At 56.1% G+C, this 13,173-nt stretch carries 13 protein-coding genes and 1 pseudogene; 7 read left to right on the forward strand and 7 right to left on the reverse strand.

What is annotated here, in order from left to right; all coding sequences use genetic code 11:
- The first annotated feature begins 81 nt into the window (after positions 1-81).
- From yczE to LA04_RS03245, 3 genes are all read left to right on the forward strand, one after another.
- A complete protein-coding gene (gene yczE / locus LA04_RS03235) occupies positions 82-693 on the forward strand; it encodes a membrane protein YczE (RefSeq protein ID WP_023310590.1) in 612 nt (203 codons plus the stop codon).
- 77 nt (positions 694-770) lie between these two features.
- A complete protein-coding gene (locus LA04_RS03240; RefSeq protein WP_047650662.1) occupies positions 771-1,841 on the forward strand; it encodes a LacI family DNA-binding transcriptional regulator in 1,071 nt (356 codons plus the stop codon).
- Between the two features lie 102 nt (positions 1,842-1,943).
- Positions 1,944-5,033, forward strand: coding sequence for a beta-galactosidase (locus tag LA04_RS03245; RefSeq protein WP_047650447.1), 3,090 nt, complete (start codon positions 1,944-1,946; stop codon positions 5,031-5,033).
- 39 nt (positions 5,034-5,072) lie between these two features.
- On the opposite strand, the gene LA04_RS03250 is transcribed toward LA04_RS03245, so the two are convergent.
- Positions 5,073-5,876 carry a nickel/cobalt efflux protein RcnA gene (locus LA04_RS03250; RefSeq protein WP_047650448.1) on the reverse strand — a complete coding sequence of 268 codons (804 nt, stop codon included), beginning with the start codon at positions 5,874-5,876 and terminating at the stop codon, positions 5,073-5,075.
- 134 nt (positions 5,877-6,010) lie between these two features.
- On the opposite strand from LA04_RS03250, the gene LA04_RS03255 reads away from it, so the two are divergent.
- On the forward strand, positions 6,011-6,283 hold the full coding sequence (locus LA04_RS03255; RefSeq protein WP_023310594.1) for a metal-sensing transcriptional repressor: 273 nt from the start codon (positions 6,011-6,013) through the stop codon (positions 6,281-6,283).
- Here LA04_RS03255 and LA04_RS03260 read toward each other — a convergent pair.
- A complete protein-coding gene (locus LA04_RS03260) occupies positions 6,276-7,841 on the reverse strand; it encodes an EAL domain-containing protein (RefSeq protein WP_047650449.1) in 1,566 nt (521 codons plus the stop codon). The genes LA04_RS03255 and LA04_RS03260 overlap by 8 nt on opposite strands.
- 220 nt (positions 7,842-8,061) lie before the next feature.
- On the opposite strand from LA04_RS03260, the gene LA04_RS03265 reads away from it, so the two are divergent.
- Both LA04_RS03265 and ykgO read left to right on the forward strand, forming a co-directional pair.
- Positions 8,062-8,322, forward strand: a complete 261-nt coding sequence (locus tag LA04_RS03265) for a type B 50S ribosomal protein L31 (protein ID WP_006176933.1) — start codon at positions 8,062-8,064, stop codon at positions 8,320-8,322.
- Positions 8,323-8,324: 2 nt separating this feature from the next.
- On the forward strand, positions 8,325-8,465 hold the full coding sequence (gene ykgO, locus LA04_RS03270) for a type B 50S ribosomal protein L36 (protein ID WP_003859006.1): 141 nt from the start codon (positions 8,325-8,327) through the stop codon (positions 8,463-8,465).
- On the opposite strand, the gene LA04_RS03275 is transcribed toward ykgO, so the two are convergent.
- The gene (locus LA04_RS03275) at positions 8,462-9,172 is read right to left on the reverse strand and encodes a GNAT family N-acetyltransferase (RefSeq protein WP_047650450.1); all 711 of its coding nucleotides are present in this window, start codon (positions 9,170-9,172) and stop codon (positions 8,462-8,464) included. The genes ykgO and LA04_RS03275 overlap by 4 nt on opposite strands.
- 101 nt (positions 9,173-9,273) lie before the next feature.
- Between LA04_RS03275 and pdxR the strand changes: the two genes are divergently transcribed.
- Complete coding sequence (pdxR, locus tag LA04_RS03280; protein ID WP_047650451.1) at positions 9,274-10,734, forward strand: MocR-like pyridoxine biosynthesis transcription factor PdxR; 1,461 nt, start codon at positions 9,274-9,276, stop codon at positions 10,732-10,734.
- Here pdxR and LA04_RS03285 read toward each other — a convergent pair.
- From LA04_RS03285 to tomB, 4 genes and pseudogenes are all read right to left on the reverse strand, one after another.
- The gene (locus LA04_RS03285) at positions 10,706-11,173 is read right to left on the reverse strand and encodes a YlaC family protein (RefSeq protein WP_023310598.1); all 468 of its coding nucleotides are present in this window, start codon (positions 11,171-11,173) and stop codon (positions 10,706-10,708) included. The genes pdxR and LA04_RS03285 overlap by 29 nt on opposite strands.
- Before the next feature lie 117 nt (positions 11,174-11,290).
- Positions 11,291-11,843, reverse strand: a pseudogene (gene maa / locus LA04_RS03290) (maltose O-acetyltransferase).
- Between the two features lie 205 nt (positions 11,844-12,048).
- On the reverse strand, positions 12,049-12,267 hold the full coding sequence (locus LA04_RS03295) for an HHA domain-containing protein (protein WP_008499287.1): 219 nt from the start codon (positions 12,265-12,267) through the stop codon (positions 12,049-12,051).
- 27 nt (positions 12,268-12,294) lie between these two features.
- Positions 12,295-12,669 (reverse strand): Hha toxicity modulator TomB, encoded by a 375-nt coding sequence (gene tomB, locus LA04_RS03300; RefSeq protein WP_008499288.1) that lies wholly within the window; start codon positions 12,667-12,669, stop codon positions 12,295-12,297.
- Positions 12,670-13,173 lie beyond the last annotated feature (504 nt).

Consider the following 13,173-nt stretch of genomic DNA (forward strand, 5'->3'; position numbering starts at 1 on the left):
GTCCACTATTTGAAAACTGGACATTAATCATAGTGCCATTTTAGGTCAGGATGAAAGCCTGGTTCACTGGAGAAGATAAAAATGGTACGTCGTCTGCTACAACTTTATGTCGGTTTAGGACTGTATGGCCTTTCCACCGCGATGTTCATTCGTTCCGATTTGGGCGTCGACCCCTGGGATGTGTTTCACCTCGGGGTGGGGATGCAGCTGGGGATGACTATCGGGACGGTGATCATTGTGACCGGCGCTGCGGTGCTGCTGCTGTGGATCCCGCTGCGCCAGATGCCGGGCCTTGGCACGATAAGCAACGTGATTTGTATCGGTCTGGCGGCGGACGCCAGCATGGCGCTTATCCCGGAGCTGGATTCGTTACCCGTTCGAATTGCTTTCCTGGTGTCGGGCATCGTGATGAACGCGATTGCGACCAGCATGTACATCGGGGCCGGTTTCGGACCAGGCCCGCGCGACGGCCTGATGACCGGGATTCACGCCCGGCTGGGGTGGTCTATTCGCAGCGTGCGTACCTCAATTGAGGTGTCCGTCCTGCTGATTGGGTGCGTGCTTGGCGGCACGTTTGGGGTGGGAACCGTACTGTATGCCCTGACCATTGGCCCGCTTATCCAGCTCTGTCTGCCCTGGTTCCGCCAGAAGCCGCGCATTGCGGAAATCCCCCAGCCGGAGCGGGTGGTTTAATTTTGCGAAGCGCTCACATGTTTTAACGGCGTCGCTGTGCCAGAATAGGCGCTTCGAAAATCGCGATGCCAGAAAGCATGAAAGCAATCACTCTCTATGATGTCGCCCTCCTTGCGGGGGTTTCTTACCAGACCGTTTCGCGCGTCATTAACGATGCGGAACATGTGTCTGCCCGCACGCGAGAAAAGGTGCAGCAGGCGATGGCGGAGCTGCACTACGTTCCTAACCTACGGGCACAGCAGCTGGCGGGTAAACGCACCCGTTCGCTGGGCCTCATCACGACTGACCTGGCCCTGCACGCGCCTTCACAAATTGTGTCGGCGGTCAAATCGCGTGCGGCGGAACAGGGGGCGAGCGTCCTGATTTCCATGGTGGAGCAACCCCAGCAGTGTCAGGCCGCGCTTCAGGCGCTGTTGGCACAGCGGGTGGACGCGCTGCTGGTGAACGTGCCGCTTGACGATCCTGACGCCGAAGAGCTTGGGGCGCTGGCGTCGCCCGTCCCGGTGCTGTTCCTCGATGTGGCGCCCTCAGCGCGGGTAAACAGCCTCGTGTTTAACGCGGAGCAGGGGGCGCGTCTGGGCGTTGAGCATCTGCTGTCGCTGGAGCATCGGAATATTGCCCTGCTGAGCGGGCCGGAAAGCTCGGTCTCTGCGCGGGCGCGCCTGGCAGGGTGGAAAGCGACGCTGGCGCAGGCGGGTCTTAACGCGACGGCTGTGGCCTACGGTGACTGGAGCGCGGCCAGCGGTTACGAGAAGGGACACGTGCTGCTGTCGGGTGCGGCATTACCGGACGCGATTCTGGTGGCGAACGATCAGATGGCGCTCGGGGTGATGCGCGCCTGCGCGGAAAAAGGGATCGCGATCCCAGGCCAGCTTTCGGTGGTGGGGTTTGACGATACGGCCGACAGCGCATGGTTTTCCCCGCCGTTGACGACCATTCGTCAGGCGTTTCGCGAGGCGGGCGAACGCAGCGTGGAGTGGCTGCTGGCCCCTACCGGAGGCGAGACGTGCTGGCAGGTTCAACTGCCGGTGACGCTGGTTTCCCGTCATTCCAGCGCGCGCCGCAACCCGAAGCAGGCCGAGCGCGAGGATCTGGCGCAGCAGCTCAGAAGCCTGGCACTGCTTGCCGAGCAGATTGCCCGCAAATAAAACTTTGTGATCGGACTCGCTACCCCGCGATTGAACGCTTTACCGTTGCCCGGTGCCAGGGCATGTTAACCAAAATTGTGAGCGCTTCGCAAAGAGGTTACTATGTCCACCACTTCACCGCTGACCCTCAGCGCCATTCTGGCCCGTCGGGACTGGGAAAATCCTGGCGTCACCCAGTGGAACCGTCTGGCCGCACACGCGCCGTTGCACAGCTGGCGCAATGAGCCCTCTGCCAGAGAGGACGCTGGATCGACCAGCAGGCACTCTCTGAACGGAGTGTGGCGGTTTAGCTACTTTACTGCACCGGAACGGGTTCCTCAGGCATGGGTAACCGAAGATTGTGCAGATGCCGTTGCGATGCCCGTGCCGTCTAACTGGCAGATGCAGGGGTTCGACACGCCCATTTATACCAATGTCACCTATCCCATTCCCGTTAATCCGCCTTTTGTGCCGCAGGAAAACCCTACCGGTTGTTACTCGCTCACATTTGAGGTGGATGACGCCTGGCTTCATAGCGGGCAGACCCGCATCATCTTCGACGGCGTGAACTCGGCGTTCCATCTCTGGTGCAACGGTCAGTGGATGGGCTACTCCCAGGACAGCCGCTTGCCCGCCGAATTTGACCTCTCGGCGGCATTACGCCCCGGGCAAAACCGCCTGGCGGTGATGGTATTGCGCTGGTGCGACGGCAGCTATCTGGAAGATCAGGACATGTGGCGCATGAGCGGCATCTTCCGCGATGTGACCTTGCTGCATAAACCCGAGACGCAGATTGCCGACTATCACGTAGTGACGGATCTGAATGCGGAGCTGGACCGCGCGGTGCTGAAGGTTGATGTCGCGCTGGCAGGCGCCGGCTTTGCGGACTGCGAGGTGGTCATGACCCTGTGGCGCAGGGGTGAAAAATGCGCCAGCGTTTCCCGGCGTCCGGGGGCTGCCATCGTCGACGAGCGCGGCAGCTGGGCAGAGCGCTTAACGGCGTCGATCCCCGTTGACCAGCCCGCGCTCTGGAGTGCTGAAACGCCAGAACTGTACCGCCTGACGATTGCGCTTCTTGACCCGCAGGGTGAGGTTCTGGAGGTTGAGGCGTGCGACGTAGGCTTCCGCCGCGTTGAAATCAGCAATGGCCTGCTGAAGCTCAACGGTAAACCGCTGCTAGTCCGCGGGGTTAACCGGCACGAGCATCATCCGGAAAACGGCCAGGTGATGGACGAAGCGACCATGCGCCGCGATATCGAAATCATGAAGCAGCACAACTTCAACGCCGTGCGCTGCTCGCACTACCCGAACCATCCCCTATGGTACCGGCTTTGCGACCGCTACGGGCTGTACGTCGTTGACGAAGCCAATATCGAAACGCACGGCATGGTGCCGATGAGCCGCCTTGCTGACGATCCGCGCTGGCTGCCCGCGATGAGCGAGCGCGTGACCCGCATGGTGCAGCGCGATCGTAACCATCCCTCGGTTATCATCTGGTCTCTGGGCAATGAGTCGGGCCACGGCGCGAATCACGATGCGCTGTACCGCTGGCTGAAAACCACCGATCCTACGCGTCCGGTGCAGTATGAAGGCGGCGGCGCGAACACCGCGGCGACCGATATTGTCTGTCCGATGTACGCCCGGGTCGATTGGGATCAGCCTTTCCCGGCAGTGCCTAAATGGTCAATCAAGAAATGGATCGGCATGCCGGACGAAACGCGCCCGCTGATCCTCTGTGAATATGCCCACGCGATGGGAAATAGCTTTGGCGGGTTTGCGAAATACTGGGAAGCGTTTCGCAGCCATCCTCGCCTGCAGGGCGGGTTTGTCTGGGACTGGGTCGATCAGGCCCTGACGAAACGGGACGAAAAGGGCAATACGTTCTGGGCCTACGGCGGAGACTTCGGCGATAAGCCGAACGATCGGCAGTTCTGTCTTAACGGGCTGGTGTTCCCCGATCGCTCGCCGCACCCGGCGCTGTACGAGGCGCAGCGCGCCCAGCAGTTCTTTACCTTTACGCGAGTCAGCACCTCCCCGCTGGTGATTGAGGTGCAAAGCGGCTACCTGTTCCGCCATACCGATAACGAAGTGCTGAACTGGACGGTTGTCCGGGACGGGGACGTGCTGGCCGCGGGCGAGATGACGCTCTCGATGGCGCCTGAAGGCACCCAGCGTCTGGAGATTGACCTGCCGGCGCTGAAAGCCGGGCCGGGTGAGGTCTGGCTGAACGTTGAAGTGCGCCAGCCGCGGGCAACGCCGTGGTCACCTGCTGACCATCGGTGCGCGTGGGAGCAGTGGCCGCTGTCGGCTCCCCTCTTTATTGCTCCCCCAGCCCCGGCGGGCGAGCCTCCGGTGTTAACGCAAAACGATCGCATCCTGGAGATCTCCCATCATCAACAGCGCTGGCAATTCGAGCGCGCAACCGGAAATCTGACTCAATGGTGGCGAAATGGCGTTGAAACGCTGCTTTCAGCTCTGACGGACAACGTCAGCCGCGCGCCGCTGGACAACGACATTGGCGTGAGTGAAGCGACGAAGATCGATCCGAACGCCTGGGTTGAACGCTGGAAAGCGGCGGGCATGTACGATCTCACCTCGCGCGTTCTGCACTGTCAGGCAGAGCAGCATGCGGGTGAAGTGGTGGTCACAACCCAGCACGTCCTTGAGTATGGCGGCAAAGCCCTGTTCATGAGCCGTAAAGTCTGGCGGGTGGACGATCGGGGAGTTCTGCATGGCGATATTCAGATTGATGTTGCGTCTGATATCCCGGAGCCTGCGCGCATTGGCCTGAGCGTTCATCTTGCCGAAATGCCGGAAAACGTTCACTGGCTGGGGCTGGGGCCGCATGAAAACTATCCGGACAGAAAGCTGGCTGCACGGCAGGGGCGCTGGACATTACCTCTCGCAGACATGCACACGCCGTATATCTTCCCGACGGAAAATGGTTTGCGCTGCGATACCCGGGAACTTGTGGTGGGAACGCATCAGCTGAACGGCCGGTTCCACTTCTCGGTGAGTCGCTACGGTCAGCAGCAGCTGCGAGAGACAACCCATCATCATCTGCTGCGGGAAGAGCCGGGATGCTGGCTTAACCTCGATGCGTTCCATATGGGCGTGGGTGGCGACGACTCCTGGAGTCCCAGCGTTTCACCGGAATTCATTCTGCAGACACGTCAGCTTCGCTATACCTTCAGCTGGCAGCAGAACCCTTAACTAATCATGAAGTTGCGGCCACAGAGCGTGGCCGCACGCTTACTCCAGAATGCCGCTCAGTCCATGCAGGCTCATGTAAATCCCTACTACGGTAATCAGAGCAGCGGAGATCCACGGCGCTTTACGGGAGAATTCGCTAAACCCGGGCCAGCGTTTTGTCGCATGTTTGAGGCTTAAGGCGGCAATCGCGCCGGAAGCGACCAGCGTTAACGCCAGACCAATACTGAAGCTGAACACCAGCGTTGCGCCGAGGGCAAAATGCTTCAGCTGCAGGCAGATCAGCAGAACGGTGATTGACGCCGGGCAGGGGATAAGCCCACCGGTGAGGCCAAACATCACGATCTGTCCGGTAGTGACATTTTGACCGCTGAAGCGCCGGTTAATATCCTGCGCGTGAGCGCGCTGGTGAGCGTCCTGCCACTCTTCTTCAACCAGCGGGTGTTCGTGGTGGTGATGATCATGATGGTGGTCATGGTCATGGTGGTGATGACGATCGTGTGGCTGACTCTCTTTCCAGGTTCGCCACGCCATCCACAGGGCGATCGCAACGATCAGCACCCCGGAGAACAGCTGGAACCAGGGTTCGGACGTGTGCGCATCCCAGCCCCGACCAAACCATAGTCCCGCCATCGCAACGAGCCAGACCACCGCCGTATGGGAGAGCGTGGCCGCCAGGCCGAGCAGTACCGCCTGTTTCAGCGTGCCGCGGATGGCAACAATAAAGGCGGCCATCATTGTTTTTGAATGGCCCGGTTCCAGGCCATGCAGTGCACCGAGCAGGATAGCGCTGGGAACAAACAGCCAGGCGTTGCCCTGCTGAAGGAGTGAAGCAAAATCGGTCATGGGAAATTCCGGAGTGGAAAGCGTGCGGAGATACTACTCCCCCCCAGTAGTTTAATACTACCCCCCAGTAGAAAAATACTCAGGGGGAGTAGAGCGTGATATGCTTTAAAAGCCTAAAAACAAGGGATACAGAGATGTCACATACCGTTCGCGACAAGAAAATGTTACTGACTCGCCTGAAGAAAATTCAGGGGCAGAGCACCGCGCTGGAGAAAATGCTCAACAGCGATCACGAATGCGCCGAGGTGTTACAGCAGCTGGCGGCGATCCGCGGGGCGGTCAATGGCATGATGATGCAGGTGATCGAAGGGCATTTAACCGATCATGTGGTGAAAGAGCCTGAAGAAGCGCAGCGTGAAGCCGATCTTGGCGTGGTGTTGCGGGTGATGAAATCCTATCTCAAGTAGTGTGCGTTCCGAGGTTATTTTCTGCCCAAAGAATAAATTCCGTCTTTGGCAGCGCTTTACTGTAAAACCACCCCTGACCGTACTGCACGCCGTGGCGGTGTAGCCAGGCGAGCTGCCCTGCGGTTTCAACGCCCTCCGCCACCATCGCCAGCTTCAGCGACTTCGCTATTTCAATGATGTGCGGCGTCACGTTTTTATACTCCAGCGCATCCACGAACGATTTATCAATTTTTAGCGTGTCGACGTCCAGATCCTGCAGATAGCTCAGGCTGGAATAGCCCGTGCCAAAATCATCAATATAGACAGGGTGGCCCGAACGACGGAATGCGGCGATAGCCGGTGCGCTAATTTTGGGGTCGGCAAAGCCGCGCTCGGTGAGCTCAAGGGCGATCTGTCGGGGATGGATCTGCCACTTGTTCAGGAGCTGACTCAGCAGAGGCGGCAGGATGCCGGAGGTTAAATCGGCAGGGGCGAGGTTAATGGAGATATGCTGATCCGGATGACGCTGCAGCCAGTGTCCCATATCTTCAAACACCTTTTCGATGACTAACTGCGTCAGCTGCGAAATAAGCCCCGTTTGCTCGGCAAGGGGGACAAAAATATCCGGCGAGAGGCTACTTCCGTCCGGCTGGGGCCAGCGCGTCAGCGCCTCAGCGCCCACAATTTTTCCGCTACAGAGCGCCACTATAGGCTGATAGTGCACCACAAAATCCCGGCTGTGAATGGCGTCAAGCAGGCGATTGCGCGGCGACTGGATACGCCGCAGGATCCGCAGGACAAACAGTGCGGCGAGCAGGCTTATCAACATGCCGAACGGTAACCAGAAAAGAAGCTGCCGGTGCCAGGTTTCAGCGAGCGGTTTGAGCGTTGCCCATGCGACGACGGTAAACCCAAGCTCAGGTACAGACTTCATAACGTACATTGAACCGTTGTACTGCACGCTTTTCACACCCTGCTCCTGAACCATGTCGCGGATGTGAGAGTCGAGCTTGCTGCTGCTGGCGAATATGCGGTGCGTTGCGCTTCCTACCAGAGCGGCATCAATCGCAATCTCGCCGAAAGGGATCACGTCCACCAGCGAGGCAGGATCGACCATCACAAGGTAGTTGCCTTTTCCCAGCACCGTCATGTAGCGGTTAAACCCAAGATCGTTTTGCGTGGTCAGCCACGCGCTGTAACCATCTTCGGTAATGCGCATTGGAGGAGGGAAAGGGGACGCATGACTGGTTTGCTCCAGGGAGGAGCAGAGCGGTCGAAGGTTGTCGATATAAATCACTTCCTGGACATATCGCCACGAGAAAGCGACCCGGCGCATTTCCCGCAATTGCAAGGGGCTACACGGCACACCCTCAAAGGCCTGCAGGTGATCGAGCGCTTCTTTTGCCTGATCCACAACCCTGTCGGTGCGTACCAGCACGCGGGAAGCATAGTTATCCAGCGCATCGGCAAATTTATCTTCCGCCTGGCGGTGGGCCAGCCAGATGCTCAGGCAAATGGGGACCAGCACGGAAAAGATAAGTACGCCAGTCACCAGACTGACCAGATGTCGGGTTTTCATGCTGTCGTGTCCTTCCTCGTACACCCGTTCCTGGGCATTGAGTTCCCTGCCTGAAGAGAAAGATTTTACCGCGAAATGATATAGTTATAGCACGTGGTTGGCATGGTTTTCATTTTATCTCAGGCAAATGAGAAAATATCGCCAGGCGAGAGGGGGTTGTTTTTTCTAACTGGCCTGGATATTATTTTGTTATGTTATAACAAAACATAAAGGATTTACGATGAAACCCAATATCCACCCAGCCTATCGCACCGTGGTTTTCCACGACACCAGTGCCAATGAATACTTTAAAGTAGGCTCAACCATTAAAACCGACCGCGAAATTGAACTCGACGGTGAGACGTATCCGTACATCACCATCGAGGTTTCTTCAAAATCGCACCCGTTTTATACCGGTAAGCAGAAAACGTTCTCCACGGACGGCAGCGCAGCACGCTTCCGCAAGCGTTTTGGCGGTTTTCTCAATGCGAAGCGGGGCTAACCATGCAGGTACTTAACTCATTACGCAGTGCGAAGCAGCGTCACCCGGATTGCCAGATAGTCAAACGCAAGGGACGCTTATACGTGATTTGCAAATCTAATCCGCGCTTTAAGGCGGTTCAGGGACGTAAAAAAAGACGCTAAACGCGCGTTTCTCGCCAGCTTTCCAGGGATCTAATCTGTTTGCCATCGGCAGTAAAATTGTCGGTGGCAAGCCAGCTTTCAAAGGCGCTCGCCAGCGCAGGCCACTCTTTGTCGAGAATCGAAAACCAGTCGGTATCCCGGTTACGGCCTTTTATAACCAGCGCCTGACGAAAGCGACCTTCAAACTGAAAGCCCAGACGCAGCGCCGCTTTGCGGGAAGGCTCGTTCAGGCTATTGCACTTCCACTCATAACGCCGGTAGCCCAGGGTATCGAACACATACCGCATCAGCAGATACTGCGCTTCTGTCGACCCTGGCGTGCGGCTTAAAAGCGGTGAGAAGTGAACGTGCCCCACCTCCACGACCCCGTTTTTGGGATCGATCCGCATCAGGGACAGCGTCCCGACAGGGGACTGGGTCCGGTTATCGATAACGGTAAAGTGGATGGGGTCGGATAATTCACTTACGCTCGCCACCCATTCGGCAAACTCCTCTGCGGTGGCATCGGGTTCACGCAGCAGCCACGTCCAGCTGCGGGTATCCTCGGCCAGGGAATAGGCGGAGAACAACGCGTGGGCATGCTCCACGCGCAGCGGTTCAAGCCGACAATAGTGACCATGAAGGACCACCCGGGACGGGTGCGGACGAGGCTGCCAGTCGATAAGGGCTTCGCCTACGGGCTGTCCAAACGCATTGAATGTATTCATCTTTATTTCCATGACGTTGAAAAGATCTCCAGATTAGTGAATTGCTGGTTCCTTAAAAAGAACCACCAGGCTATGTTTTTCTGGTACCAAAAGGAGGGAAGATGAATATACCGGGTGATGAGCTTTACGCTTTGCTCCATGCTGCCCTGAAAAAGCGTGGGCAGGAGACGCTTCAGCGCGCGCTCTATCTTGCTTTGCGGGAGGCCATACTGGGCGGAAGGCTTCGGTCCGGCAGCCAGCTGCCCGGTTCGCGAACGCTGGCGCAGCAGATCTCGGTTTCCCGAAATACCGTCAATGCGGCGCTGGACCAGCTCACGCTCGAAGGCTATTTGCTGCGTAACCGTCAGGGTACGCGGGTGGGGCAATTCGCTCATCGTACGATTGCCCGGACATTGTCGGATCCTGACGTCAGGCTGACAAAACGGGTCGCCTTGCTGCCCGCCCCCGTGCCGCGCGACACCCCGGTGATGGCGTTTACGCCGGGAACGCCTGCCATTAACTATTTCCCCTTGCCGCTGTGGCGGCGATTGTACGATCGCGTCCTGCGCGAGGAGGGGAGTGCCCTGTTAGGCTATGGCGACCCGGCCGGCGAGCCGTCGCTGCGTGCCGCGATTGCCCGGCATCTCGCCCTGTCCCGCGGTATCGACTGCGACGCCAGCCAGATTGTGATAACCGAAGGAGCGCTGGAGGGCGTCAACCTCTGCACGATGCTGTTAAGCGAGCCTGGCGATGTCGCCTGGGTAGAAAACCCCGGTTATAGCGGGGCAAAGAGTGCGTTTGTTAAAACTGGCCTGGCAATGACGGGAATACCGGTTGATGACGAGGGAATGTGCTGGGAAGGGCTGGATGCGCCTGCGCCCTCAATGATTTTTACCTCACCTTCGCATCAGTTCCCTTACGGGAGCGTGCTCAGCGCGCGGCGGCGGTTGGCGCTGCTGGAGCTGGCACGGCAGCACAACGCGTGGATCATTGAAGACGATTACGACAGCGAGTTTCGCTATGCCGGTGAGCCCGTACCGGCGATGCTGGGAATGGTCGCTAACGCGCCCGTTGTGTATCTGGGGACGTTCAGTAAAACGCTGTTTCCGTCGCTCAGAGTGGGGTTCATGGTGTTACCGCCAGCGCTGGCGAAAGCTGCGCATCCGGCCATCGGCTCGCTGCTGCGCGGGGGGCATCGTGCGGAGCAGCGTACCCTGGCGCGGTTTATTGAGGAGGGGCACTATGCCCGTCATTTGGCTTCCATGCGTCGTCTTTATCGTAAGCGTTACCGACAGCTGCGGGAAGTGCTGGGCGCAGAGCTTAATACGCCGCACCGTATTCTCGCTGGCGAAGGCGGGATGCATCTGACGCTGGCAATAGACGGTATTGACGATCAGAGAATGGTGGAGCAGGCGAGGGCGTTTCAGCTGGCACCCGCTGCACTGAGCGGGTACTACCTGGAGGCGAAGCAGGGGCAAACCGGTCTGGTTTTAGGTTACGGCAATACCCCTGCTTCTCAGTTTGCGCCGGGGATCCGACGTCTGCAGACGTTAATTACGCAGCAGCAGGGCGGGAAAGGGTAAAGACATCATAGAAAGAGAGCTGACCTTTGGTAGAGACCATTTTCTGCAGCTTCTCTTTTTGCCCGGCTTCTACCGCCGGTGAATGCATGATGTTTTCGATCAGCTCCTCTGGCACGTAACGCGTGTTGTACCATTCGCCGTTATAGCAGACCCGGAAATCGAGCACGTCGATATCTTCGTAACGGTAGCGCGGATTCACGTCGAAAAAGAAAAAGGCGTTAAAGACGACAAACAGTACAACCAGCAGCCAGACGGAGTCCACCAGCGTTTCGGACTTCAGCATCACAATAAGCGTTGCCAGCCAGGCGGCATACATGGCGACAAACAGCCCGGGATGTTTGCGAATAAAGCTAATGCTAAAGCGCGGGCGATTATCGCGCTTTTCGCGGAGGTTAAGATCGTCGATGGTGGCGGTAAGCAGGCGCTGTATCTCGGTCATTTTTTGCCTTCATGAGAGTTGACAATACAGGGTGTCTGCCAATTTTAGGGGAGCCATCAGGCTGAAAAAAGTAACAGTCTGGCGCTAAAAGACCATAACAGTTGACTCCCCGCAACCTCACAGCGTTTTGATGATTTTTGCCGGATTGCCACCAACGACGACGTTAGCCGGGACGTCTTTCGTCACGACGGCGCCGGAGGCCACGACCACATTATCACCAATGGTGACGCCAGGGTTAATGACCGCCCCGGCCGCCAATCCAGACGTTATTGCCAATATTGACGGGTTTTCCAAACTCCACGCCGCTGTTTCGTTCTTCCGCGTCCAGGGGATGGGTAGCCGTATAAATATGAACACCCGGCGCGAGCATGCAGTTATCGCCAATATGAACAGGGCAGACATCCAGCATCACGCAGTCGAAGTTAGCGTAAAAGTTTTTGCCCAGATAAATGTTATATCCATAGTCGCAGCGGAAGCTCGGCTCAATATAAGCGCCTGCGCTTTGTCCCAGAAGTTCCGCCAGAATGTTCTGGCGTTCTGTTTTTTCATCAGGCGCGGTGTGGTTATAGCGGTAAACCAGATGGCGGGCCCGCAGTCGGTCAGCCCGTAACGTCTCATCGCCGGGGCGGTAATGTTCACCGGCAATCATTTTCTGTTTTTCTAAGCTCATTGGAAACCTCTCTGGATGTGATTACCGAAGGGTAATCGGAACAGGCCAGAAGGGGAACGTTCCCGAAAAGCCGATGTGACTGACGTCACAACATTGCTGCTGATGAACACGTTTTACACGGAGACCTGGCCTGGGCACAGGGAGCATAACGGGATAGGTAAATACTCAGAACGAGGCGTAGAACTCTACAGACACCCTTCAAAGATTAACGGACAAATTTCCACACAGAAGTAGGGATTTTGTCATACAGCTTATTCATTGTCAGCTCAGCAAGACGATGGTCAGCGGCTGAATAAAATACCGCCAGTTCATTATCAGAAAGCTCGTATTTATTCTTTTCGATGACGCGCTCAAGCGTGTCAATTGACTGACAACGTCGTAAGCGCATCAAATAATCGATCTTTGTGAGTGGTTTATCAGACATAAATTCACCTTAGTAATTGTAATAATTTTAACAGGAAAGACTAACCGGGTTAGCTCTGCTCACGTTGACGAAACAGCGGAATAGCCGATTTCCCGATTTACGCCATTTTTGCAAATCCTGAGCGTTAATGCCGTAACTGCTGAACAACATAAAGGTGTCGTCCAGGTATTCATCAATTTGCTCAATGAGCTTATTATCTTCATTGTACTTAATTTTATAATTAAGTGCGAAGGTTGCGATATGCTCTATCAGCTCGTTCAACTGTAAATTGATGGCAGACGTTGGATCGTTTACCCAGCCATGGTTACTTTCATCAAGATTGGCAAGGCAGTCATGGTACAAGGATTCGCAGAGAAATTTCAACTGCGCGATATCATGCCTTTTTGGCGAGTACTCGTCCATAGCGCATCCCCTTCTGAGTGATTTCTTACTCACCGAACATCATTGTCGGGATGGATACAACTGACTTAGCTACATGAGTGCTGTGTTCCTGATAACCTAACTATAAGCCACTCCTTCCTGGATTTCACCGCGCTATTACGAAAAATTACAAATAAAAACCGCAGGCTGGGAGCGTGTACGCAAATGGTCACCCTGGACTCAACGTTTTTATCCAAATTAACGACGGGGTTTTATCCCTTCCTTACGTTTCATCGGCTTAGCAAAAATGATGAGAAAAGTTCAGATTCAGACTTATCTATGTACGAACGTCTTATTAGGAATATTCCTAATACCTTAAGCGGGGAAATGAAATTAAAAAAATTCTGAATTCACCGATTAAGTTATCAGTTAATTATGATATGTCTATTTAAGATGACAGAAAATAAATAGAACTACAATAAGCGTAATTTATGATTTTTTCTGAAAAAGAAAAAGGCCGCTAATGCGGCCTTTTTATCATGTGGA

The sequence above is a fragment of the Enterobacter sp. UCD-UG_FMILLET genome, from assembly GCF_000762975.1.
GTDB lineage: Bacteria > Pseudomonadota > Gammaproteobacteria > Enterobacterales > Enterobacteriaceae > Enterobacter > Enterobacter dykesii.

Bases quoted from the DNA above. Each gene is read 5' to 3' on its own strand.
- yczE (WP_023310590.1), top strand. From the start codon at position 82: ATGGTACGTCGTCTGCTACAACTTTATGTCGGTTTAGGACTGTATGGC.
- LA04_RS03240 (WP_047650662.1), top strand. From the start codon at position 771: ATGAAAGCAATCACTCTCTATGATGTCGCCCTCCTTGCGGGGGTTTCT.
- LA04_RS03245 (WP_047650447.1), top strand. From the start codon at position 1,944: ATGTCCACCACTTCACCGCTGACCCTCAGCGCCATTCTGGCCCGTCGG.
- LA04_RS03250 (WP_047650448.1), bottom strand. From the start codon at position 5,876: ATGACCGATTTTGCTTCACTCCTTCAGCAGGGCAACGCCTGGCTGTTT.
- LA04_RS03255 (WP_023310594.1), top strand. From the start codon at position 6,011: ATGTCACATACCGTTCGCGACAAGAAAATGTTACTGACTCGCCTGAAG.
- LA04_RS03260 (WP_047650449.1), bottom strand. From the start codon at position 7,841: ATGAAAACCCGACATCTGGTCAGTCTGGTGACTGGCGTACTTATCTTT.
- LA04_RS03265 (WP_006176933.1), top strand. From the start codon at position 8,062: ATGAAACCCAATATCCACCCAGCCTATCGCACCGTGGTTTTCCACGAC.
- ykgO (WP_003859006.1), top strand. From the start codon at position 8,325: ATGCAGGTACTTAACTCATTACGCAGTGCGAAGCAGCGTCACCCGGAT.
- LA04_RS03275 (WP_047650450.1), bottom strand. From the start codon at position 9,172: ATGAATACATTCAATGCGTTTGGACAGCCCGTAGGCGAAGCCCTTATC.
- pdxR (WP_047650451.1), top strand. From the start codon at position 9,274: ATGAATATACCGGGTGATGAGCTTTACGCTTTGCTCCATGCTGCCCTG.
- LA04_RS03285 (WP_023310598.1), bottom strand. From the start codon at position 11,173: ATGACCGAGATACAGCGCCTGCTTACCGCCACCATCGACGATCTTAAC.
- LA04_RS03295 (WP_008499287.1), bottom strand. From the start codon at position 12,267: ATGTCTGATAAACCACTCACAAAGATCGATTATTTGATGCGCTTACGA.
- tomB (WP_008499288.1), bottom strand. From the start codon at position 12,669: ATGGACGAGTACTCGCCAAAAAGGCATGATATCGCGCAGTTGAAATTT.